Below are 22,973 nucleotides of genomic sequence, written 5' to 3'. Positions count from 1 at the left end.
GCATCGCCGTCAGAACAGGCCGTCCAGGTCGGCGCGCGGCTGCGGCACCGCCCAGTGCCAGCCGTCGTCGCGCCGGCAGACGGTGGCGACCAGGATGCGGGTGTCGTCGCCGTCGTCGCGGGAGAAGATGATCTCGCGGCAGCGCGTTTCCAGGCCGAACTCGCGCACGACTTCCAGGCTGCCGAAATGTCCGCCGCCGGCCCAGCCGATGACGTCGCCGGGTTCGGCGTCGGAGGTGGCGGTTGCGATCGCCTGCTGCAGCGCATCCAGCTGCTGTTCCTCGTAGATGTCGAAGGCGGTCGACGCGCTCCAGCTGGCGATCACGCCGGCGGCCAGGCCGATGATCGGATTGCCGGTCGCGGTGCCGGCGGTGATGCCGACGCCCAGCCCGGCGCCCTGTTGCGCGGTCTCGCGGCCGAGCGAGCAGCCGGCGAGCGCGGCGAGGGCTGCGACGAGGATGCCGCAGCGGGCGCGGCAACGGAGGGATGGCGGCATGCGGGCTCCTGCATGGTGCCGGCGGACGCTTGCCGCCGGGTTCCGGGACGGGAACGCGGCGGACCGACGACGGTTCCCCCGGGGTCAGCCGCGCTCGGCGGGCCTGTCCCGTTCGTCCACGACGGCGGCCAGCGCCTTGCGTGCCCGGTCGAACACCGCATCCCAGTCGCCCGGGGTCTGCTGGCGGAACAGCCGCATCGAGGGGTACCAGGGCGTGCGATCGCCGTCGACCGGATAGATCCAGTAGGGGTGATAGGGCAGCAGGTTCCACACCGGCTTGCCGAGCGAGCCGCACAGGTGGGCGACCGAGCTGTCGGTCATGATGACCAGGTCGAGCGCTGCGATGGCGGCCGCGCTTTCCGCGAAGTCCTCCACCTTGGTGCCGATGTCGATCATCAGCGAATCGGCGCCGGACTCGGCGAGGTCGCCCTCGCGCGGCCCCTTCTGCAGGCTGTAGAGCTGCACGCCCGGAACGGCGGCGAACGGCAGGAAGCGGTCGACCGTCACCGCGCGCTTGGCGTTGCCCTTGAACGTCACGCTGCCCGACCACACCACGCCGACCTTGAACCGGCTGCCGCCCGGCGCCACCAGCGGCGCGACCCGAGCGGTGGCGGCCGACGGGATGGTCAGGGTCGCCGGCGGCGGCGGCGCCGCGCAATCGGCGCCGACCAGGCGGGGAATGCCCATCAGCGAGCAATGGTAGTCGAAGTCGGCGAAGCGGTCCTCCGGCGCGACCAGCCGGTCGGCACCGGCGACGCCTTCCAGCAGGCGGCGCAGCGGCGGTTTGCACTCCAGCACCACGGTGGCGCCGGCCGCCTTGAGCTGCGGCAGGAAACGCAGCGCCATCAGCGTGTCGCCGAAGCCCTGCTCGGGATGGACATAGAGGGTGCGGCCGGCCAGGGGCTCGCCGTTCCATTCCGGGGCCTTGTAGGGACGCGGCTTGACGTCGCCGGTCTCGCGCCGGGCCTCGTAGTCGGCCCAGCCCTGGGCGCTGCGGCCGAGATGCAGCAGCACCAGCGCCCGGTCCCAGCGATAGGTGGCGTTGCCGGGCTGCGCCGTCACCAGCCGGTCGAACTGGTCGGCGGCCTCGGCATAGCGCGCGGCCTCGCGCAGGGCGATCGCATAGTTGTGCCGCGCCCGCTCGTCGTCCGGGCTGGCGGCGACGACGCGCTCGTGCAGCGCGATCGCCTCGTCGAGCCGGTCGAGGTCCTTCAGCACGTTACCGAGGTTGCCCATCGCGGCGGGGTCGCCCGGAGACAGCTCCAGAGCCCGGCGATAGCAGGCCTCCGCCACCGCCAGCTGCTTGCGTTCGCGATGGGCGACGCCGAGGTTGCACCAGATGCCGACGTCGCCGGGCCGCTGGCGCAGATAGTCGCGGTAGAGCGCGATCGCCTGCGCCGCCTTGCCGGCCTGATGCAGCTTGATGGCGCCCGCGCGCATCGCGGCGAGCGGATCGCGCGAGGCGGCAGGCGGCGGCTGACGCGGATTCGCCATCGGCCGCCGCCCGCGTCTCGCGGTCAGGCGGCCGCGCGCAGGTGCTCGCGGGTGAGCAGCTCGGCGATCTGCACCGCGTTGGTGGCGGCACCCTTGCGCAGGTTGTCGGCCACGACCCACATCGACAGCCCGTGGGCGACGGTCGGGTCCTTGCGCAGCCGGCTGACATAGACCTTGTCCTCGCCGGCGGCCTCGGCCGGCGTGACATAGCCCTCGTCGGCCCGGTGGTCGACGACGCCGACCCCGTCGGCCTCGCGCAGGGCGGCGCGGGCCGCTTCCTCGCTCAGCGCCTCGGCGAATTCCACGGTCACCGCCTCGGCATGGCCGACGAACACCGGCACCCGCACGCAGGTGGCCTGGACCTTGATGTTCGGGTCCAGGATCTTGCGGGTCTCGACCGCCATCTTCCATTCCTCCTTGGTCGACCCGTCTTCCATGAAGACGTCGATGTGGGGAATGACATTGAAGGCGATCTGCTTGGTGAATTTCTCCGGGCGGATCGGGTCGTTCACATAGACGCCGCGCGTCTGGTTGAACAGCTCGTCCATCCCCGCCTTGCCGGCGCCGGAGACCGACTGGTAGGTCGACACCACCACGCGCGTGATCGTGGCCAGGTCGTGCAGCGGCTTCAGCGCCACCACCATCTGGATGGTGGAGCAGTTCGGGTTGGCGATGATGCCGCGCTTGGCATAGCCGCCGACCGCGCCCGGGTTGACCTCCGGCACCACCAGCGGCACGTCGGGGTCCATGCGGAAATGCGAGGTGTTATCGATCACAACGGCCCCGGCCCGCGCCGCCCGCGGCGCATGCTCCGCCGAGACCTTGGCGCCGGGCGAGAACAGGGCGATGTCGATGCCTTTGAAGTCGTAGGTCGCCAGATCGCGCACTTTGAGGATGTCGTCCTCGCCGAAGGAAACCTCGCTGCCGATCGAACGGCTCGAGGCAAGCGCCACCACTTCGTCGGCCGGAAATTGCCGCTCGGCGAGCGTGTTCAGCATCTCGCGTCCCACGTTGCCGGTGGCACCGACCACCGCGACCCGATAACCCATTTCTCACTCCAAGTGACTGTGCCGGCACAGGCCCGCCTCCGCAGGGGCTGTGCGGCGGCCGGCGACGATGGCATCATGCCCGCGCCACGCCGGCACCGGCGTGTGACATAGAGACTTTGACCGGCAGTTGCAATGCGCCGCTTGCGGCGCGGGCCGGCCGGCACGGCAAGGAGGACGGCATGGCCGCGCGCTGTTCCACCTATCGCGAGTTCTGGCCGTTCTACCTGGGGGAGCACGCCAAGCCGGCGACCCGCCGGATCCACCTGTTCGGCACCGCGCTCGCGCTTGCGCTGCTGGTGCTAGCGCTGGCGCTGCAATGGTGGTGGCTGCTGATCGCGGTGCCGATCGCCGGCTATGCGCCAGCCTGGTATGCCCACTTCTTCGTGGAGCACAACAGGCCGGCGACATTCATCCATCCGGTCTGGTCGCTGGTCAGCGACTTCCGCATGTTCGCCCTGTGGTGCGCAGGCCGGCTGGAGCCGGAACTGAGGCGCCACGGGCTGGCATAGCCCGGCGGTCCGGCCCGCCGGCTAGAAGTACTTTGCCCGCAAGGCCAGCCCGAATGCCTTGCGCAGCATGTTCTCGCAGATCGGCTCGTCGGCGAAGGCGCCGAGGCCGGTGGTCCACAGCTCCTCGTCGCGGCCGTCCTTGGTGGTGCCGGTCAGCGCGAGCAGCGAGTGGATCAGCTCGTGGCCCAGCACGATGTAAGGGTCTGCCTTCTCGCCCTTGCGCGTCATCACCTGGGCGTTGTGGAACCGCATGAAGCAGACGCTGCCGGTGCCGTTGCCGGCGGCCATGGTGTCCACCGCCGCATTGCTGCTGCCGCCGTCGATCCAGAACGGACAGCCGTCCGGCGCATAGGCCGGGTTGGCCGACGGCGACATGCCGGTGACGGTCCGCGAATGATCTTCCTCGTAGACCGCCTCCAGGCGGTGGCCGGACTGGACGAAATGGATTTCGGTCGGCACCGCCATGACGTTGACGCCCGGCGGGAAGTCCCCGCGCTGGCGCGGGTTGGCGCCGGCGATGTCGTCGAGAAGCTTGCGGCCGAGATCGACCGACTTCAGCTTGCGCAGGTTCTCGACCATGATCGGCCGGAAGAACGGGTTCTTGTTCGGATCGTACTGGCAGGCAAAACCCGGGAAGTCGGGCAGCAGTTCGGTCACGTCGGCCATGACATCCTCCGCGTCGCGGCTAATCGTCCGCGCCGCAGACTAAGCCACAATGGTTTGCACCGCCTTGTTTTCGCGTTTCGCCGGGACCGGAGCCGATACCCGCTGCGCGATCCGTTGCGCTTGGGTGCGCAGCGGCCGGCCGGCAAATCCGTTTCCGGTCCGCTGCCACGGTCGCGTCACCACAGGCTGCGCAATTTCTCCCAGCCGTCGTCGGAGGTCAGGATCGCCACCGCGGTGGTCATCGTCTCGGCATCGCGATCGCCGGTCAGGCTCCAGCTGCCGGACAGCAGGAACACGGCGCCCATCGCGGCCGTGCAGCCGCCGCGCGCCGACGTGACCAGGTCGCGGCTCACCCGCTCCTTCGGGCGCACTTGGCCCACGAGCTTGGAGTACAGCTTCTTGCCGGCGGAATGAATGCCCTTGAAGATCGTGGCTGCGCCGACCGTGCCGACGGAGATGGCGACCAGCGCCGCATTGCGTTCCTTCTTGTCGATGACATAGCCGATGTTGGACGCGCACGCGCCGCAGCGGCAGGTATAGTCGACATTGCCGGCGCGGGATTTCTGCGCGTCGGCCTTCAGGTCGTACAGGCTGAAGATCTTGCCCGCCTGGTTGGCGATGATCGCTGCGCCGATCCAGGGCCCCAGCGCCGCTCCGATCGGGGCGAGCGTGGTGCCGATCGCCACGCCGCCGATCGCGACGCCGACGTGAACGCCGCTGGATACGCCGGCGGCGGAGATGGCGTGCGTCGCCGCCTGCTGGATCGCCATCGGGCCGAGCTTGGCGCGGAGCGCGGCCTGCACGCTCTTGAACTTTTCCCAGGCGCCATGGCAGAGCTGCCCCTGCTTTGCGATCTGCTTGCCGAGCTCGGCAAGCTGTTCCGGTGACGGCAGGCCCATTTCGCGGCTCCGATCCACAATCCCGCCGGATTGTGCACCGGAAGCGGTTAACGATCTGAAATATGGACCTGTTTTCCGTGCCGCCGCGACCTGCACGGGTGCGTTGCCGCTATTCCGCGGCTGCGGCCTCGGCCATGCCGCGCAGCCGCGCCGCGCAGTACTTGAACTCCGGAATCTTGCCGAAGGGGTCGAGCTGCGGGTTGGTCAGGATATTGGCCGCCGCCTCGTTGTAGCAGAATGGAATGAACAGCACGCCGCGCGGCACGTCGCGGTCGGCGCGTGCCTTCAGCGCGATGGCGCCGCGCCGGGTCTCGACTTCGACCATGGCGCCGGCGGCCAGGTCCAGCTCGGCAAGCTGGCCGGGATGGACGTGCACCATCGGCTCGGGCTCGATGGTGTCGAGTACGTCGGAGCGGCGCGTCATCGCGCCGGTGTGCCAGTGCTCCAGGATCCGGCCGGTGGTCAGGATCAGCGGGTAGGCGGCATCGGGCACCTCGTCCGGCGGCAGCACGTCCGCCGGCACGAAACGGCCGCGGCCGCTGGCGGTGGGGAAGCCGTCGCCGAAGATCACCTCATGGCCGGGCTCGTCCAGGCTGTCGACCGGGTAGACCACCGAGCCCTCGCGGTCGACCCGCTCCCAGCTCATGCCCTTGATCGAGGGCATCACGGCGTGCATCTCGGCGAACACGTCGCGCGGATGGGCGTAGCGCCAGTCCAGCCCCATGCGCCTGGCGATCTCCTGGACCAGCTCCCAGTCCTGCCGTGCCTGGCCGGGCATCGGCAGCGCCTTGCGGCCCATCTGCACCTGGCGGTTGGTGTTGGTGAAGGTGCCGTCCTTCTCGGGAAAGGCGCTGGCCGGCAGCACCACGTCGGCGTGGAACGCCGTCTCGGTCAGGAAGATGTCCTGCACCACCAGGTGTTCCAGCCTGGCCAGCGCCTGGCGGGCGTGGTGCTGGTCGGGGTCGGACATCGCCGGGTTCTCGCCCATGATGTACATGCCGCGGATCTGGCCGGCGAGAATGGCGTTCACGATCTCGACCACGGTTAGCCCGCGCTTCGGGTCCAGCGCGGCACCCCAGACCTCCTCGAAATGCGCCCGGATCTGCGGGTTCTCCACCGACTGGTAGTCGGGGAACACCATCGGGATGAGGCCGACGTCGGACGCGCCCTGCACGTTGTTCTGGCCGCGCAGCGGATGCAGGCCGGAGCCCGGCCGGCCGACATGTCCGGTCATCAGCGCCAGGCTGATTAGGCAGCGGGCGTTGTCGGTGCCGTGCACATGCTGGCTGATGCCCATGCCCCAGAAGATGAGCGCGGCCTTCGCCCGCGCGATCTTGCGTGCGACGGTGCGGATCTCCTCGGCGTCGATGCCGCAGATCGGCGCCATCTCCTCCGGCGCGAATTCGGCGACATGGGCCTTCAGCTTGGCGAAGTCCTCGGTGTAGCCGTCGATATACTGCTGGTCGACCAGCCCTTCGGCGACGATGACGTGCATGATGGCGTTGAGCAGCGCCACGTCGGTGCCGCCACGGAACTGCAGGCGGTGGGTGGCGTGGCGCGACAGGCCCTGGCCGCGCGGGTCGGCGACGATCAGCTCGGCACCGCGCTTGGCAGCCTGCTTGATGAAGGTCGCCGCGACCGGATGGTTGACGGTCGGGTTGGCGCCGATGACGACGATGACGTCGGAATTCATGCACTCCCAGAACGGCGCGGTGACGGCGCCGGAGCCGATAGTCTCCATCAGCGCGGCCACCGACGAGGCGTGGCAGAGCCGGGTGCAGTGGTCGACGTTGTTGGTGCCAAAGGCGATGCGCACCAGCTTCTGGAACAGATAGGCCTCCTCGTTCGAGCCCTTGGCCGAGCCGAAGCCGGCCAGCGCGCTGCCGCCATGCCCGTCGCGGATGCGGCTGAGGCCGGTCGCCGCGCGGTCCAGCGCCTCCTCCCAGCTCGCCTCGCGGAAATGGGTCCAGGGATTGGCCGGGTCGACCTGGTCCTCCGCCGACTTCGGCACGCCGTCCTTGCGGACCAGCGGCACCGTCAGCCGGTGGGGGTGGTGCACGTAGTCGAAGCCGAAGCGGCCCTTCACGCAAAGCCGCTGCTGGTTCGACGGGCCGTCGCGGCCGGTGACGAACAGCAGGCGGTCGTCCTTGATGTGATAGGTCAGCTGGCAGCCGACCCCGCAATAGGGGCACAGCGAATCCACGCTGCGGTCGGCCCGAAGCGCGCGCGTTCCGTCCCGATCCAGCACCGTATTCGGCAGCAGCGCGCCGGTGGGACAGGCCTGGACGCATTCGCCGCAGGCGACGCAGGTGCTGTCGCCCATCGGGTCGTCGAAGTCGAACACGATCTTGGCGTGCGGGCCGCGCAGCGCCATCCCGATCACGTCGTTGACCTGGACCTCGCGGCAGGCGCGGACGCACAGGTTGCAGTGGATGCAGGCGTCGAGCTGCACGGCCATCGCCGAATGGCTCATGTCGGCCGACGGGCTTTCGCTGTGCGGGAACCGGCTGTCGGCGATGCCGATGCGGTCGGCCCATTGCCACAGCCGCGACTCCGGGTCGTGGGCGCGTTCGCGCGCCGGCTGGTCGGCCAGCAGCAGTTCCATCACCATGCGCCGCGCGGTCTTGGCCCGCTCGGTCGCGGTGGTGACCTTCATCCCATCGGTCGGCTTGCGGATGCAGGAGGCGGCCAGCACCCGCTCGCCGTCGATCTCCACCATGCAGGCGCGGCAGTTGCCGTCGGCGCGATAGCCGGGCTCGTCGGCGTAGCACAGGTGCGGGATCGCGACGCCCTCGCGCTGCGCCACCTGCCAGATGCTCTCGCCCGGCGCCGCCTCGACCGCGCGGCCGTCGAGGGTGAAGCTGATCCGTCCGGTCATCGGACCTCCTCCGGGAAGTGCTTCAGGACGCTGAGCAGCGGGTTCGGCGCCGCCTGGCCCAGCCCGCAGATCGAGGCATCCATCATGGTGCGCGACAGCTCTTCGAGCAACGGCGCGTCCCAGTGCCGGTTCGCCATCAGCGTGACCGCCTTCTCGGTGCCGACCCGGCAGGGGGTGCACTGGCCGCAGCTCTCGTCCTCGAAGAAGCGCATCAGGTTCAGCGCCACCGCCTTCATGTCGTCCCGGTCCGACAGCACGATGATCGCGGCCGAGCCGATGAAGCAGCCGTGCGCCTGCAGGGTATCGAAGTCCAGCGGCACGTCGTCGATCGACGCCGGCAGGATGCCGCCGGACGCGCCGCCCGGCAGATAGGCCTTGAAGCGGTGGCCCTCGGCCATGCCGCCGCAATATTCGTCGATCAGTTCGCGGACCGTGATGCCGGCCGGCGCCAGCTTGACCCCCGGCTCCTTCACCCGTCCGGAGACGGAGAACGAGCGCAGGCCCTTGCGGCCGTGCCGTCCGTGGCCGGCGAACCAGTCGGCGCCCTTCTCCAGGATCGCGCGGACCCAGTAGACGCTCTCCACGTTGTTGATCAGCGTCGGCCGGCCGAACAGGCCGACCTGGCTGGGGAAGGGCGGCTTGTGCCGCGGCAGCCCGCGCTTGCCCTCGATGCTCTCCAGCATCGCGGACTCCTCGCCGCAGATATAGGCGCCGGCGCCGCGGCGCAGGTGCAGGCGCACGCCGTCGGCGAGCCCGCTCGCCTCGAGCGCGGCGATCTCCTCGGCCAGCACCGCGTGCAGGCCCGGATACTCGTCGCGCAGATAGATATAGACGTCCGACGCCTCCACCACCCAGGCGCCGATCAACGTGCCTTCCAGGAAGCGGTGCGGGTCGGTCTCCAGGTAGTGACGGTCCTTGAACGTGCCGGGCTCGCCCTCGTCGGCGTTGATCGCCATCAGCCGCGGCGCCGGCTCCTGCCGCACGAAGCGCCACTTGCGCCCGGTCGGGAAGCCGGCCCCGCCGAGGCCGCGCAGGCCGGACCGTTCCAGCGTCTCGATCACCGCGTCGGCGCCCAGCCCGCCGTCGCGGCAACGCTGCAGCAAGGCATAGCCGCCGGCGGCGCGATAGGCGTCGAGGCCGGGATAGGGCGGATTGAGGGGATGGACATGCCCCTCGCGTACCGCGTCGGCGACGGTCGCTGCGGTGGCCAGGCCGACATGGCGATGGCCGACCTCGCACACCGGCGCGCTGTCGCATCGCCCCATGCACGGCGCCCGCACCACCCGCACATCCGCGCCCAGGGAGTCCACCAGCGCGGCGCGCAGCTGGTCCGACCCCATCATCGCGCAGGTCAGGCTGTCGCAGACCCGCACGGTCAAGGCCGGCGGCGGCGTCTGGTCGTCGAGCACGATGTCGAAATGGGCATAGAACGAGGCCACCTCGTAGACCTCGACCAGCGCCAGCCGCGTCGCGTGGGCGAGGGCGGCCAGATGGCGGGCGGCGAGATGGCCATAGCGGTCCTGCAGCCGGTGCAGGTATTCGATCAGCATGTCGCGCCGGTGCGGGCCGGCACCGATCAGCGCGACGACCTCCTGCAACGCGTCTTCGTCGTACTGCCGCCCTTTCGGTGCCGCCAGCCCCCTGCGGCGGCCGGTGCCCGGGTGAATCCGGCGCTGCACCTGCTCTGCGCTTGGTCGTTGCTGATCGTCGGCCATCATCGGTTCCTTCCTGGGCGGACGCTGCGCCGTCCAGCGCTAGTCGGCATCGGGGTCGGTCGCCTTGAGCGAGATCATGGCCGCGTTGATGACCTGCTTGCCGGCATGCTCGAAATTGACCGTGATGCGCCCGTCGACGGCCGACTGCACCTGGCCCAGCCCCCAGTCCGGCCGGCCGGGGTGGCGCACGAAGACGCCAGGGGTTAGTGCGCTGTCCATCTCGGGCTCCATCGGCGGCCGCGCCCGGCCCCGGCCGCGCCGCGCGGTCGGGCCCCGCGGGTCGGTCGACGGTTAGCAAAGCCTTTATTCTTAAGCAACAAAGCTGCCGTGCGGCGGCGCCGAATAGGTGGACCATTCCCGGACCGCTCGCTACCTTGGCCCGAGCCGAAAAGGACGATTCGCATGGCAGAAATCGACGAGATCATGGTGGTGCGGCTGGCCTGTTCCAAGCTGTGCCATGACCTGATCAGCCCGGTCAGCGCGGTCAACAACGGGCTCGAGCTGGTCGGCGTTCGATGGCGTCCGATGCCGAGGCCATGGACCTGATCACGTCGAGCGCGCGCGCCGCGGCGGATCGCCTGCAGTTCTACCGCGTCGCCTTCGGCTATTCCGGCGGGTCGGGCCAGTCGCTCGGCGCGCTGCAGACCCTGCTGAAGCCGTTCGTGGCCGATGCCAAGTGCGAATCGTCGTGGTCGATCGACCCGGCGGTTTCGCAGTCGGTGCTGTCGCTGGACGCCGCCCAGATCGTGCTGAACGCGGTCGCGCTCGGGCTCGACTGCCTGCCGCGCAGCGGTCAGGTCAGGGTGAGCCTGGAACCGGCCGCCGGCGAGCGAATCAGCATCCGGGTCGATGTCAGCGGTCCGTCGGTGCGCATCCGCGAAGAGGTCTCGCGGGCGTTGACGGTGCCGCTGGGCGAGGTCGAGATGGCGGTCAGGGCCATCCACGCGATCCTGTTGCGCATGGTCGCCGCGCGGGTGGGCTCGGTCGTCGCCCTGGCCGCGGCCGAATCGCGCGTATCGCTCTCGGTCTCCTCCGTCCCGATCGAATCCTAGGCCGCTGTACGGCCCCGGAGCCGCGCCGCGCAGCATGGTCCCCGGCAGGACGGATGCCGCATCGGCCGGGCTTGCGCCGGCGGCGATTCGCGCGCCGATGCGGCGGCGCAGTCGAGCGCTGGCGAATACAACAAGCCGAAATTGTTTTACTGGCGGACGACCTGAGGAATACGCGGCGTAACCCTCAAACGGCCGCCTTTACAGGTTTTTTATCAATTTGCTCGACCATCCGAGCATTCCACGCGGTTGGGCCCGGCTGTGCCGAAGTACGGCGACCCGGCCCGCGCCTGTCGAAAAGATTGGATGCTGCACGATGGACGATCTTCTGAGCGAGTTTCTGACCGAAACTGCGGAGAGCCTCTCGGTCCTGGATGTCGAGCTGATCAAGCTCGAGCAGACTCCGGACGACCCCGACCTGCTGAGCAGCATCTTCCGGCTGGTCCACACCATCAAGGGGACGTGCGGCTTCCTGGGCCTGCCCCGGCTTGAGTCGGTCGCCCACGCGTCCGAGAACGTGCTCGGCAAGGTGCGCGACGGTGCCATCCAAGTCACCCCGGTGGCGATCTCGACCGTCCTGGAGTCGCTCGACCAGATCAAGTGGATCCTGTCCGAGCTCGAGGCCAATGAGGCCGAGCCGGCCGGCGACGACGCCGAGCTGATCAGCCGCCTGAACGCCATCGCCGACGGCGCTGTGGTCGAGGCGGCGGCTCCGGCCGCGGCCGACGAGTTCGATGCCGAGCCGGCGATGGACGCCGAGGCCGAGGCCGAGGCGGAAGCCGAGGTCGTGGCGGAAGCCGCGGTCGAGATCGAGCCGGCGGTCGAAGAGGCACCGGCGGTCGAGGAGGTGGTCGCGCTTCCCGAGCCGGTGGCCGAGGCGATCGCCCCGGCGCCGACCGGCAAGGCGAAGAAGCAGGCACCGGCCGACGCAGCCGAGAAGAGCACCAAGGAATCTTCGGTCGCGAACCAGACCATCCGTGTCAGCGTCGATCTGCTCGAGAACCTGATGACGCTGGTCAGCGAGCTGGTGCTGACCCGCAACCAGCTGCTGCAGATGGTCCGCAACCAGACCGACAGCGAGTTCAACGTCCCGCTGCAGCGGCTGAGCCACGTGACCTCGGAGCTGCAGGAAAACGTCATGAAGACGCGGATGCAGCCGATCGGCAACGCCTGGGCCAAGCTGCCGCGCATCATTCGCGACCTGGCGGTCGAACTGGACAAGAAGATCGAACTGGAGATGATCGGCGCCGACACCGAGCTGGACCGGCAGGTGCTGGAGCTGATCAAGGATCCGCTCACGCACATGGTCCGCAACTCGGCCGACCACGGCCTCGAGACCCCGGCGGAGCGCGCCGCGGCCGGCAAGAACGAGACCGGCACCGTTGTCCTGCGCGCCTACCACGAGGGCGGCCACATCATCCTCCAGATCACCGACGACGGCCGCGGCCTGAACCTGGAGCGGATCAAGCAGAAGGCCGTCGCCAACGGGCTCGCCACCGAGACCGAGCTCGAGGCGATGACCGACCAGCAGATCCAGCAGTTCATCTTCAAGGCCGGCTTCTCGACCGCCCAGCAGGTGACCAGCGTGTCCGGCCGCGGCGTCGGCATGGACGTGGTGCGCACCAACATCGAGAAGATCGGCGGCACCATCGAGCTGTCGTCGACCCAGGGCAAGGGCAGCCGCTTCACCATCAAGATCCCGCTGACTCTGGCGATCGTCTCTGCGCTGATCGTCGAGGCCGGCGGCGAGCGCTTCGCCATGCCGCAGTTGAGCGTGGTCGAGCTGGTGCGCGTCTCCGCCAAGTCCGACCACAAGATCGAGACCATCAACGGTGCGCCGGTGCTGCGCCTGCGCAACCGCATCCTGCCGCTGATCTCGTTGCGCAACCTGCTGCGCCTGAACAACGCCAACGACGACGAGCCGCATGGCGAGGACGCCAAGGCCGACAACGGCACGGCGATCCTGCACGGTTCCACCGAGCACTTCATCGTGGTGACCAAGGTCGGCACCTACGACTTCGGCATCGTGGTCGACCGTGTGTTCGACACCGAGGAAATCGTCGTGAAGCCGGTGGCGCCGATCCTGCGCAACATCTCGATGTTCTCCGGCAACACGATCCTCGGCGACGGCAGCGTCATCATGATCCTGGACCCGAACGGCATCGCCGGCGCGACCGGCGAGATGGCGCCCGATGCGGCGGCCGAGGCCAACGCCCGCGTTGCCGCGCACGGCAGCGAGGAGAACGTGACGATGCTGGTGTTCAAGGCCGGCGACGACACCCCGAAGGCGGTCCCGCTCGCCCTGATTGCGCGGCTCGAGGAGATCGAGGCGCACAAGATCGAGTGGTCCAGCGGCAAGCCGATGGTCCAGTACCGCGGCAAGCTGATGCCGATCGTCGCAATGTCCGACGACTACCAGATCAAGCGCGAGGGCATGCAGGCGGTGCTGGTCTTCTCCGACCAGGACCACAGCATGGGCCTGGCGGTCGACGAGATCGTCGACATCGTCGAAGACCGGATGAACGTGGAACTGTCGGCCGATCGCGCAGGCTACGTCGGCAGCGCCGTCGTGGCCGGCAAGGCGACCGACGTGATCGACGCAGGCTACTTCCTGGGCCGCGCCTTCGCCAATTGGTTCAGCGCCAACCACCGCCTCGGCGACGACGCCGAGGTCACGTCGAATAACCTCCTGCTGGTCGACGACAGCCCGTTCTTCCGCAACGTGCTGACGCCGCTGCTGTCGGCCGCCGGTTATGCGGTGACCTCGGTTGAGAGCGCCAAGGACGCGCTGACCCTGTGCGAGCAGGGCCGGATGTTCGACGCGATCATCAGCGACATCGAGATGCCGGAGATGTCGGGCATCGAACTCGCCGAGGTGATCCGCGACTCCGCCCAGTGGCGCGACACGCCGATCATCGCGCTGTCCTCGCACAGCAATCCGCGCGACATCGACCGCGCCCGTGCCGCCGGCTTCAGCGACTATGTGGCGAAGACAGACCGCGAGGGACTGCTGCAGACCTTGTCGGAAACGATCGTCCAGCTGCGCGGCGCGGCCTGAGACCGCGTGACAGTTCAAGCCAGGGTATGACCATGAGCGAAGCCATCAATCAGAATTCGGACTATGTGACCGTCACGGTCGCCAAGCAGCTGTTCGGCATCCCGGTGCTGACCGTGCAGGACATCCTCGGGCCGCAGCGGATCACGCGGATCCCGCTGGCGCCGCCGGAGGTTGCCGGTGCGCTGAACCTGCGCGGCCGCATCGTCACCGCGATCGACGTGCGCAGCCGGCTCGGCCTGCCGCCGCGCAAGCCCGGCGACGAAGGCATGGCGGTGGTGGTCGAGCACGACCAGGAACTCTACAGCCTGCTGATCGATTCCGTCGGCGATGTGCTCAGCCTGCCGGCCAGCACCTTCGAGCGCAATCCGACGACGATGGATGCCCTGTGGCGCGAGGTCTCGGTCGGCATCCACCGGCTGAAGGACGAGCTGATGATGGTCCTCGACGTCGATCGGCTGCTGAACATCGACAAGGCCCTGGCGGCCTAGCCGTTCGCGAGGGAACCGACCCCCAACGCCCGTCACCATGGGCCACGGAGCCAGCAAGCCAATGCGGTGCCTGATTGTAGACGATTCCGTCGTGATCCGCAGGGTCGCCCGGAAGATCATGGAGGAGCTCGTTCGAGGCCGTCGAGGCCGGCGACGGGGTCGAAGCGCTGGAGGAATGCCAGCGCAGCATGCCGGATGCGATCCTGCTGGACTGGAACATGCCGCGGCTGGACGGCCTCGCCTTCCTCACTCAACTGCGTCAGATGGACGGCGGCGGCGGCCCGGTGGTGGTGTTCTGCACGTCCGAGAACGGGCTCGAGAAGATCGGGACGGCGCTGAAGAGCGGCGCGAACGAATACATCATGAAACCCTTCGACAGCGAGATCATCCAGTCGAAGCTACAGCAGGTCGGACTGATCTAATGACATTTCCAACCCGACCCAGAAACGGCGAAGCGCCGGGCACGGCCGATTCCGAGCCCTATCGCGTCTTGCTGGTCGACGACTCGGCCGTCTATCGCGGCCTGGTCCGACGCGAGATCGCGAAATGCCCGGACATCGCGGTCGTCGGCGCCTGCGGCGACGGTGCGTCGGCCGTGCGCACGCTGCGCACGACCGAAGTCGACGTCGTCGTGCTCGACATCGAGATGCCGGTGATGGACGGTCTGACCGCACTGCCGCAGCTGATCGAGGCGCGCCCGACCGCCAAGGTGATCATGGCGTCGACCCTGACGGAGCGGAACGCGGACATCAGTCTGCGCGCGCTGCAGATGGGCGCGGCCGAGACGATCGCCAAGCCGACGTCGACCGGGCTCGGTTCCGATGCCGAACGCTTCGTCGAGGAACTCATCCGCAAGATCCGGGCCCTTGGCGACGCCGCCCGCCGGGCGCAGGTGCGGCTGGAGCGCCGCGCCGCGACCGGCTTGGCCAGCCGGCCGGCGGTGCCGGCCGCCAGGGCCCGTGCCAGCGCCGTCGCGGAGGCCGGCACCGGCCAGACCGGCGCCGACTACACGCTGCGGCCGGCGCCGACCCGGGCGCCGACGCTGATCGCCATCGGCTCGTCGACCGGCGGGCCCAAGGCGCTGATCACGATGCTGGAGACGATGACCAAGACGGTGCGCGTGCCGATCGTGATCACCCAGCACATGCCGGCGACGTTCACCTCGATCCTTGCAGCCCACATCGCCCGTGCGACGGGGCGCAAGACCTTCGAGGCGACCGAAGGCATGCCGGTTCACGCCGAGCACATCTACATCGCGCCCGGCGACTTTCACATGACGCTGCGCCGCGACGCGCGCGGCGGCATTACGCTGCATCTCGACCAGGGGCCGCCGGAGAATTTCTGCCGGCCCGCGGTCGACCCGATGCTGCGCTCGGTCGCCACCACCTTCGGCCCCAACGCTCTGGCCATCATCCTGACCGGGATGGGCCATGACGGAGCGAAGGGCGCCAAGGACCTGGTCGCCGCCGGCGGCAGCGTGATCGCGCAGGACCAGGCGACCAGCGTCGTCTGGGGCATGCCGCAGGCTGCGGCAAAGACCGGCGTCTGCAGCGCGGTTCTCCCGCTGGAGGAGATCGCACCCTATGTGGCCAAGCTTGCAATGAGGCACGCGGCATGAATACCGAGGGCTTTGAGTTCATTTCCGCGCTGCTGAAGAAGCGCAGCGGCCTGGTCCTGACCCGAGACAAGATGTACCTGCTCGAGAGTCGGCTGACCCCTGTTGCACGCCAATTCGGCGTGGGCGGGCTCGACGCGCTGATCGATGCCATCCGGCAGCGACAGGACGCGAAGATGATCGACGCGGTGGTCGAAGCGATGACCACGAACGAGTCGTTCTTCTTCCGCGACATCAAGCCGTTCGACCAGTTCCGCGATTTCGTGCTGCCGGAGCTGATCAAGTCGCGCGCGACCACCAAGCACATCCGGGTGTGGTGCGCGGCCTGTTCCAGCGGCCAGGAGCCCTATTCGCTGTGCATGATCCTGAAGGAGCGGGCGGCGCAACTGGCGGGCTGGCGGATCGAGATCGTCGCCACCGACATCTCGCGCGAGATGCTGACCAAGGCACGCCGCGGCGTCTATTCCCAGTTCGAGGTGCAGCGCGGTCTGCCGATCGGCAACCTGGTCAAGTACTTCACCCAGGAAGGCGACAAGTGGACCATCTCGGCCGAGCTGCGCAACATGGTGCAGTACCGGGAGTTCAACCTGCTGGAGAGCCCGCGCGGGCTCGGCATGTTCGACGTCGTGTTCTGCCGCAACGTGCTGATCTATTTCGACCAGGCGACCAAGGGCAAGGTGCTGGAGGGCATCGGCGGCGTGATGCGGCCGGACGCCTTCCTCTACCTCGGCGGCGCCGAGACGGTGCTGGGCGTGACCGATCGCTTCGCCCCGATCTCCGGCATGCGCGGGATCTACGGCCACGTCAATCGCGACTCCGGCGGTTCGATGCGCGCCGCCGGCTGACCGGCGATGCGGCCGCGCCCGCGCGCGGCGACTGGCTAACTATACGACAAGGGGCGGCCGCCGGGCCGCCCCTTCTCGTTTCCGTCGCGGCCGACTGTCGTCGCGGCGACGGATGCGGCCGGGGTCCGGGCACGGCCCTGTCGCCAGCCCAAAAGAAAACCGCCGGGGATGCCGGCGGTTCGCGAGCGCTGCGCCGCGCAGGTGCGCGGCGCGATCGGGGTCCAGGCTTAGCTGGCGCGGGCGAACGACATCAGCCCGTCGTCGTCGTGGCCGACCGGCACGCCGGCACCGGCCTGGCGCTGGGCGCCGCCCTCCGCCTGCGGATCGCGCAGCACATAGCCGCGGCCCCAGACGGTCTCGATGTAGTTGTCGCCGCCGGTGGCGGTGGACAGCTTCTTGCGCAGCTTGCAGACGAACACGTCGATGATCTTCAGCTCCGGCTCGTCGATGCCGCCATAGAGATGGTTCAGGAACATCTCCTTGGTCAGCGTCGTGCCCTTGCGCAGGCTCAGCAGCTCGAGGATGCCGTATTCCTTGCCGGTCAGGTGCAGCGGTTTGCCGTCGACCTCGACCGTGTGCGCGTCCAGGTTGACTGCCAGCTTGCCGGTGCGGATCACCGATTCCGAATGGCCCTTCGAGCGTCGGATGATGGCGTGGATGCGGGCGATCAGCTCGGCCTTGTCGAACGGCTTGGTCAGGTAGTCGTCGGCGCCGAAGCCGAGGCCCTTGACCTTGTTGTTCGGCTCGTTGAGGCCGGACAGGATCAGGATCGGGGTCTGCACCCGCGCCGCGCGCAGCCGCCGCAGCACCTCGTAGCCGTCGATGTCGGGCAGCATCAGGTCGAGCACGATGATGTCGTAGTCGTAGAGCTTGCCGATTTCCAGGCCGTCCTCACCCAGGTCGGTCACGTCGACGACGAAACCCTCCGACTGCAGCATCATCTGGATGCTGCGCGCGATCGGCGTATCGTCTTCTACCAAGAGAACCCGCATGTTCGACTCCTCACTGAGTGCGTGGACAGGCCGTCGACGGGTGGGGGGCGGCGGCCGCTGGAAAGTCGCATCTGATTAACATTAACGATGTCACTCAAACTTTAAGCAAGGGTAAACGCGCCCGTACCGCGTGACAGAATCGTTCACCAAAGCCGTGCGCCACCGGGTCGCGTATTTTACTCCCGCTTAATGTGCGGGCCGTAGGATTGCCCGGGAATTAACAGTTAACCGGACGTATGTATGTCGCAGCTGGTCGATCACCTGGTGCGGGAGGTTTCTAACATCCCGAGCCCGCAGATCTTTGGTCGGGTGACGGCCGCCCAGGGCATGCTGATCGAGGTCGGCGGCGCCCACCGCGCCATGTCGGTCGGCGACCGCTGCCGCGTGCGCACCCGCGGCCGCGCGCCGCTGCGGTGCGAGGTCGTCGGCTTCCGCCAGGATCGCGCGATCGTGATGCCGTTCGGGCCGGCGGAGGGCATCGGGCTCGGCTGCCGGGTCGAGCTCAGCGGCGCGGCCGCCTATGCGCATCCCAGCCGCGGCTGGCTCGGCCGCGTCGTCAATGCGCTCGGCGAGCCGATCGACGGCAAGGGGCCGCTGCCGCAGGGGCCGCAGGGCTACGAGATCCGGTCGCTGCCGCCCGCCGCCCACACCCGCGAGCGGGTCGGCCGCAAGATCGACCTCGGCGTGCGCGCGCTCAATGCCTTCGTCACCTGCTGCCGCGGCCAGCGCATGGGCATCTTTGCCGGTTCCGGCGTCGGCAAGTCGGTGCTGATGTCGATGCTGGCCCGCTACACCCAATGCGACGTCGCGGTGATCGCCCTGGTCGGCGAGCGCGGCCGCGAGGTGCAGGAGTTCATCGAGGACGACCTCGGCGCCGACGGGCTCGCGCGCAGCGTGGTCGTCGTCGCCACGTCCGACGAGCCGCCGCTGATGCGCCGCCAGGCCGCGCAGCTGGCGATGGCGGTCGCCGAGAGCTTTCGCGACGAGGGCCGCGACGTGCTCTGCCTGATGGACAGCGTGACCCGCTATGCCATGGCGCTGCGTGAGATCGGACTGTCCGCCGGCGAGCCGCCGACCACCAAGGGCTATCCGCCGTCCGTGTTCGCCGAACTGCCGAAGCTGCTGGAACGGGCCGGCCCCGGCCAGTCCGGCCAGGGCAGCATCACCGGCCTGTTCACCGTGCTGGTGGAAGGCGACGACCATAACGAGCCGATCGCGGATGCGGTGCGCGGCATCCTCGACGGGCACATCGTCATGGAGCGGCGCATCGCCGAACGCGGCCGCTATCCCGCCATCAACGTGCTGCGCTCGGTCTCGCGGACGATGCCGCAATGCAACGCGCCGGAGGTCACGGCGCTGGTGACCAAGGCCCGCCAGCTGATGGCGACCTATGCCGACATGGAAGAGCTGATCCGCCTCGGCGCCTATCGGCCGGGCAGCAACCAGGAGGTCGATGCCGCGATCGCGGTGCAGCCGGACCTGGAGGCCTTCCTGACCCAGGCCAAGAGCGACTGCACCGATTTCGAGACGACCTACGCCAGGCTGGCCGAGATTCTCGGCGAACCGGCGCCGCAGGGGAATGAAGCATGAAGAGTCTGGACACCCTGATCCGCCTGCAGAAGTGGCAGCTGGACGAGAAGCGCCGCCAGCTGGTGGAGTTGCGCCGCATGTATGACGACCTGTGTACCGCGATCGCGCGGCTCGACCAGGAGATCGCGGCCGAGGCGACGCTGGCGACCAGCGACCCGTCGCTCGGCGCCACGTTCGGCGTGTTCGCCCAGGCGGCGCGCGGCCGGCGCGACAAGCTGGTGGCGTCGCGGGCCGAGCTCGACGCCCGGATAGAAGGAGCGGAGCAGGAGATCGCCGAGGCGTTCGGCGAGCTGAAGAAGATCGAGGTGACCAAGCAGGGCCGCGAGGCCCGGGCGCAGGCTCAGCTGGCCCGGCGCGAGCAAGCCGCACTCGACGAGGTCGGCGGACTCATGATGCGCCGTCGCCAGGTGGCCGCGGCGGCCGACTGACCGGCGTCAGGCCGTGACCTCGGCGTGACGCGGATCGGCGCTGACCGCCGGCGGCGGCAACTCCGCCTGCTGCACGAAGCGCAGGTGCCCATTCAGGCCCATCGCGCCGATCGTATCGTCGAACAGGGTACCGAGTTCGTCGCGCGTCGCCGCCGGCATCGCCGTGCGCGACACCAGCAGCAGGTCGAGCCGTCCCGGGCCGGCGAGGCCGTCGAGACGGATCGGGCCGAGCCTGGAAAAGCTGAAATCGACCTGGAAGCGCATGCCGGACTGTTCGTCCTCGTCCTGCCGTTCGGCGGATTCGCGCCAGGCGACCCGCAGCGGCTGCCACCCTTCCACGGTCGCCAGCGGCAGGTACACGCTGCGCCAGACCTCGCCGGCGCCGCTCGCCGGGTCGGTTTCCACACGGGTCGCCTGCTGACCCATCGCCGAGCGGATCCGCTGCAGCAAGCCGTCGCGGCCGCCGCGCAGCAACGCCTGCTCGGTCTCGGCACCCATCCACCCGCGCGCGCCGCCGCCTTGCAGCGCGCTGAGCAGGAACATGACGCCCGCGGTCATCCGCGGCCCGAAGCGCGGCACCCGTTGTTCGGCGATGCCCGCCGCCAGCGCGGGCTGCAGTGCGGCGAGTGCCGCCAACATATCGTCCATCGCCTCTGCCATCGCCGCGATGGCGGGCGCGGCCCGCGCTGCGGGCGCGCCTGACGGCAACAGCTCGAGCTGCACCCGGGCCCCGGCCGGCAGGGTCTTGCCTTCGATCTGGATCGTCCCGTTCTCGGTGACCAGCAAGCTCTGGCCGCCTGCTGACTGCGTGGCGACACCGGAGACCAGCTGCGGCACCTGCCCGGCGACGCCGCCGGCAGGCGGCGCAACGCCGGCGCTCCCTGCGGTCAGGGCGGCGCCGGCGGCAGCCTGACCCTGGACGGCTTGGCTGCCCGGCTGCTGGACCGTCACGATCCGTACCGCCAGGGGCGTCCCGCCCGACGGGGCGGCGCCGGCCGTGTTCGTGCCGGCGGGTCGCAGCCTGCCCTGGACCACGTCGCCGGCCGTCGCGGCGCCCGGCGCCGCGGCAGGGGCGTTGGCGGCCGGCTGCTGGCCCGGCACCGGCTGCAGCCGGACCGTGCCGCCAGGCCCGACCAGCAGCTTCACCGCCGCGCCGGGCTGGCCGGCGCTGCCGGAAACGGTCACGGTCAGCCGGCCCAGGGCCGTCTCGATCTCGACCCGGGCAGATTGCGCCCCGCTGTCGACCGCCACGATCTTGCCGGCCAACGTCGCCGGCGAAGGCAGGCTGGCCAGGTCGAACGTGCTCGACGCGACGGTGGCGGCGGTGCCGGGCTGCACCGGGGCCTGGGTCGGGGCAGGGGCGGGGGCCTGCTGGCCGGTGCGCCCCTGCGCCGCGGCCGTGTCCGCCGCCGGCTGGCGCGGGACCGCGGCGTCGCCGGCCGGCGCCGCCGGCGTGCTCGGGACCGGCGGTGCCGTTCCGAGCGAGGCCGGCAGGATCTCAGCCATGTGCCGCCGCCCGCTGCGACGCCAGCGCGGCGGCGATCGCCTTCACGTCATGCGCCGCATCGGCATCGGGATGGCAGGTCAGCAGCGGCGTCTGGCGCCGGATTGCTTCCTTGACGCGCCGGTCGGCGCGCACGATCCCCAGCAGCGGCGGGGCGAACTTGAGGAAGGATTCGCAGGCCCGGCGCATGGTCGCATAGGTCCGCTCGCCCTCGCGCGGGCTGTCGGCCATGTTGACGACGACGTCGAATCCCAGCTGCGGGAACCGGGTGCGGGCGACCTTGATGAAGGCATAGCCGTCGGTCAGCGAGGTCGGTTCGTCGGTGATCAGCACGATACAGCGGGCGGCGGCGCCGGCCATGCGCATGACCGATTCCTCCACCCCGGCGCCGAGATCGAGCACGACATGGTCGTAGCGCGGGGCGAGGGCGTCGAGGCCGATGACGAGGGCGTTGAGCTGGGCCGCGGTCAGGCGACCGAGCGAGCCGGAGCCGGACTGACCGGCGATCACGTCGAACAGCCCGCCGAGCGCCGGTTCGACCACCTTGGCCAGCGGCACGCCATTGACCACCGCACGGGCGACGTCCTGTTCCGGCATCAGGCCGATCTGGACGTCCACGTTGGCCAGGCCCATGTCGGCGTCGAACAGCAGCGCCTTGCGCCGGCGCAGCGCCAGCGCCTGGCACAGGGACACGGAAAACCAGGTCTTGCCGACGCCGCCCTTGCCGGAGGCGACGGCGACGATGCGATCCGGGGCGAAGTCCGCCATGGCCGTAGCACGCTGCAGCGGTGTCATGCGCATTCCTCTTGGCTGAGCGAAGACCAGTCCTGGACGCTGCCGGCCTCGAACGGGTCGAGCAGCAGCTTCGCCAGGCTGACGGGGGTGATGGGCCTGAGCCCGTTGCCGATTCGCGGCGAGATGCCGACGCCGCAGAACTTCAGGCTGCGGCCGTCTGCGCGCGCGGCCGCCGCGGTCAGCAGGCCGCCGAGGCGCCGCGCCGCATCGACGCGCGTGACGATCAGGTGGGTGGCGCCGGCCTCGGCGAAGGCGCAGGCGATGTCGGCCTGCTCCAGCGGGTCGCCGCCGGCGCCGAGCACCAGCACGCCGTGGCCGCGCACGCCGGCGATCAGGGCGCCGATGCGGGCGAGGTCCTCGGGGTCGTAGGGATTGGCGCCGGTGGTGTCGACGATCGCCTGCACCGGCCTGCCGGCGGCCTCGTGCGCCGCGCGGCGCTGGCGCCAGCCGGCGGCCAGCGCGGCGAGATTGTCGCCGGTCTCGACCGTCAGCTGCATGTGCCGGGCAAGTCCCGCCAGCTGCTCGACGGCGCCGGTCTTCACCGTGTCGGCCGCCATCAGGTCGACGGCGGCGCCGTTGACCACGGCCTGGGCGGCGAGCTTGGCGGCGGTTGTCGTCTTGCCGGCGCCGGGCGGTCCGACCAGCACGATCGGCCGCAGGCTCGGCCGGAACGGGGCGCCGCCGAACTGGAGCCGATCCTCCAGGGCGGCGGCCAGCGCCAGCTCGGCCGGCAGGTCCGACAGGCTGCCTGCCGCTTCGGCCAGCCACCGGACCAGGGGGTCGGGCACGCCGTGCCCGGCCAGCGCGTCGGCGACGCCCGTGCGGACGCTGGAGTCCGCGGCGGCGTCGGCGATTGGCTCATGCGACGCCGCCGGAAAGGCCTCCGCCGTCAGCGGCTCGAAGT

General features: G+C 69.7%; 21 protein-coding genes and 1 pseudogene. 10 read left to right on the top strand and 12 right to left on the bottom strand.

What is annotated here, in order from left to right:
- Positions 1-9: 9 nt before the first annotated feature.
- The 3 genes from R3F55_18115 to R3F55_18105 all read right to left on the bottom strand — a co-directional run bounded on the left by R3F55_18115 (position 10) and on the right by R3F55_18105 (position 3,038).
- Positions 10-495: a hypothetical protein gene (locus R3F55_18115; GenBank protein MEZ5669310.1), complete on the bottom strand. Its 486-nt coding sequence runs from the start codon at positions 493-495 to the stop codon at positions 10-12.
- Positions 496-579: 84 nt separating this feature from the next.
- Positions 580-1,989, bottom strand: coding sequence for a tetratricopeptide repeat protein (locus tag R3F55_18110; GenBank protein ID MEZ5669309.1), 1,410 nt, complete (start codon positions 1,987-1,989; stop codon positions 580-582).
- 23 nt (positions 1,990-2,012) lie between these two features.
- Entirely contained in the window at positions 2,013-3,038 is a 1,026-nt protein-coding gene (locus tag R3F55_18105) for an aspartate-semialdehyde dehydrogenase (protein ID MEZ5669308.1), read from the bottom strand.
- A 179-nt stretch (positions 3,039-3,217) separates the two neighbouring features.
- On the opposite strand from R3F55_18105, the gene R3F55_18100 reads away from it, so the two are divergent.
- On the top strand, positions 3,218-3,547 hold the full coding sequence (locus tag R3F55_18100) for a DUF962 domain-containing protein (GenBank protein MEZ5669307.1): 330 nt from the start codon (positions 3,218-3,220) through the stop codon (positions 3,545-3,547).
- Positions 3,548-3,568: 21 nt separating this feature from the next.
- Here the strand turns inward: R3F55_18100 and R3F55_18095 are convergent, their stop codons facing one another.
- The 5 genes from R3F55_18095 to R3F55_18075 form a co-directional block, all read right to left on the bottom strand.
- A complete protein-coding gene (locus R3F55_18095; GenBank protein ID MEZ5669306.1) occupies positions 3,569-4,213 on the bottom strand; it encodes a hypothetical protein in 645 nt (214 codons plus the stop codon).
- 176 nt (positions 4,214-4,389) lie between these two features.
- A complete protein-coding gene (locus R3F55_18090) occupies positions 4,390-5,208 on the bottom strand; it encodes a hypothetical protein (GenBank protein MEZ5669305.1) in 819 nt (272 codons plus the stop codon).
- 13 nt (positions 5,209-5,221) lie between these two features.
- On the bottom strand, positions 5,222-7,990 hold the full coding sequence (fdhF, locus tag R3F55_18085; GenBank protein MEZ5669304.1) for a formate dehydrogenase subunit alpha: 2,769 nt from the start codon (positions 7,988-7,990) through the stop codon (positions 5,222-5,224).
- Positions 7,987-9,705: an NAD(P)H-dependent oxidoreductase subunit E gene (locus R3F55_18080; protein ID MEZ5669303.1), complete on the bottom strand. Its 1,719-nt coding sequence runs from the start codon at positions 9,703-9,705 to the stop codon at positions 7,987-7,989. The genes fdhF and R3F55_18080 overlap by 4 nt, the downstream gene beginning before the upstream one ends.
- A gap of 39 nt (positions 9,706-9,744) precedes the next feature.
- Positions 9,745-9,924 (bottom strand): DUF3553 domain-containing protein, encoded by a 180-nt coding sequence (locus R3F55_18075; protein ID MEZ5669302.1) that lies wholly within the window; start codon positions 9,922-9,924, stop codon positions 9,745-9,747.
- A gap of 183 nt (positions 9,925-10,107) precedes the next feature.
- On the opposite strand from R3F55_18075, the gene R3F55_18070 reads away from it, so the two are divergent.
- From R3F55_18070 to R3F55_18040, 7 genes and pseudogenes are all read left to right on the top strand, one after another.
- Positions 10,108-10,251 carry a hypothetical protein gene (locus tag R3F55_18070; GenBank protein MEZ5669301.1) on the top strand — a complete coding sequence of 48 codons (144 nt, stop codon included), beginning with the start codon at positions 10,108-10,110 and terminating at the stop codon, positions 10,249-10,251.
- On the top strand, positions 10,242-10,757 hold the full coding sequence (locus tag R3F55_18065) for a histidine phosphotransferase family protein (protein MEZ5669300.1): 516 nt from the start codon (positions 10,242-10,244) through the stop codon (positions 10,755-10,757). Before R3F55_18070 ends, R3F55_18065 begins: the two co-directional genes overlap by 10 nt.
- A 313-nt stretch (positions 10,758-11,070) precedes the next feature.
- Complete coding sequence (locus R3F55_18060; protein MEZ5669299.1) at positions 11,071-13,812, top strand: chemotaxis protein CheW; 2,742 nt, start codon at positions 11,071-11,073, stop codon at positions 13,810-13,812.
- Between the two features lie 32 nt (positions 13,813-13,844).
- The gene (locus tag R3F55_18055; protein ID MEZ5669298.1) at positions 13,845-14,300 is read left to right on the top strand and encodes a chemotaxis protein CheW; all 456 of its coding nucleotides are present in this window, start codon (positions 13,845-13,847) and stop codon (positions 14,298-14,300) included.
- Between the two features lie 61 nt (positions 14,301-14,361).
- Positions 14,362-14,722, top strand: a pseudogene (locus R3F55_18050) (response regulator).
- Complete coding sequence (locus R3F55_18045; GenBank protein ID MEZ5669297.1) at positions 14,722-15,918, top strand: chemotaxis response regulator protein-glutamate methylesterase; 1,197 nt, start codon at positions 14,722-14,724, stop codon at positions 15,916-15,918. The pseudogene R3F55_18050 and the gene R3F55_18045 overlap by 1 nt, the downstream one beginning before the upstream one ends.
- Complete coding sequence (locus R3F55_18040) at positions 15,915-16,760, top strand: protein-glutamate O-methyltransferase (GenBank protein MEZ5669296.1); 846 nt, start codon at positions 15,915-15,917, stop codon at positions 16,758-16,760. The genes R3F55_18045 and R3F55_18040 overlap by 4 nt, the downstream gene beginning before the upstream one ends.
- Before the next feature lie 227 nt (positions 16,761-16,987).
- Here the strand turns inward: R3F55_18040 and R3F55_18035 are convergent, their stop codons facing one another.
- Entirely contained in the window at positions 16,988-17,752 is a 765-nt protein-coding gene (locus R3F55_18035) for a response regulator transcription factor (GenBank protein MEZ5669295.1), read from the bottom strand.
- 240 nt (positions 17,753-17,992) lie between these two features.
- Here R3F55_18035 and fliI point away from each other — a divergent pair, with 240 nt between their 5' ends.
- Together fliI and R3F55_18025 are read left to right on the top strand one after the other, a co-directional pair.
- A complete protein-coding gene (gene fliI, locus R3F55_18030; GenBank protein ID MEZ5669294.1) occupies positions 17,993-19,342 on the top strand; it encodes a flagellar protein export ATPase FliI in 1,350 nt (449 codons plus the stop codon).
- Positions 19,339-19,770 (top strand): flagellar FliJ family protein, encoded by a 432-nt coding sequence (locus R3F55_18025; GenBank protein ID MEZ5669293.1) that lies wholly within the window; start codon positions 19,339-19,341, stop codon positions 19,768-19,770. The genes fliI and R3F55_18025 overlap by 4 nt, the downstream gene beginning before the upstream one ends.
- 6 nt (positions 19,771-19,776) lie before the next feature.
- Here the strand turns inward: R3F55_18025 and R3F55_18020 are convergent, their stop codons facing one another.
- From R3F55_18020 to R3F55_18010, 3 genes are all read right to left on the bottom strand, one after another.
- On the bottom strand, positions 19,777-21,276 hold the full coding sequence (locus R3F55_18020) for a hypothetical protein (GenBank protein ID MEZ5669292.1): 1,500 nt from the start codon (positions 21,274-21,276) through the stop codon (positions 19,777-19,779).
- Positions 21,269-22,069: a P-loop NTPase gene (locus tag R3F55_18015; GenBank protein ID MEZ5669291.1), complete on the bottom strand. Its 801-nt coding sequence runs from the start codon at positions 22,067-22,069 to the stop codon at positions 21,269-21,271. Before R3F55_18015 ends, R3F55_18020 begins: the two co-directional genes overlap by 8 nt.
- Positions 22,066-22,973: zeta toxin family protein (locus R3F55_18010; GenBank protein ID MEZ5669290.1), on the bottom strand; the 908-nt coding region annotated here is incomplete at its 5' end. The genes R3F55_18015 and R3F55_18010, both read right to left, overlap by 4 nt.

It is taken from the genome of Alphaproteobacteria bacterium (genome assembly GCA_041396705.1).
GTDB lineage: Bacteria > Pseudomonadota > Alphaproteobacteria > CALKHQ01 > CALKHQ01 > CALKHQ01.
Note: the sequence above shows the minus strand (reverse complement) of the source record. Positions and strands in the feature narration are given on the sequence as shown.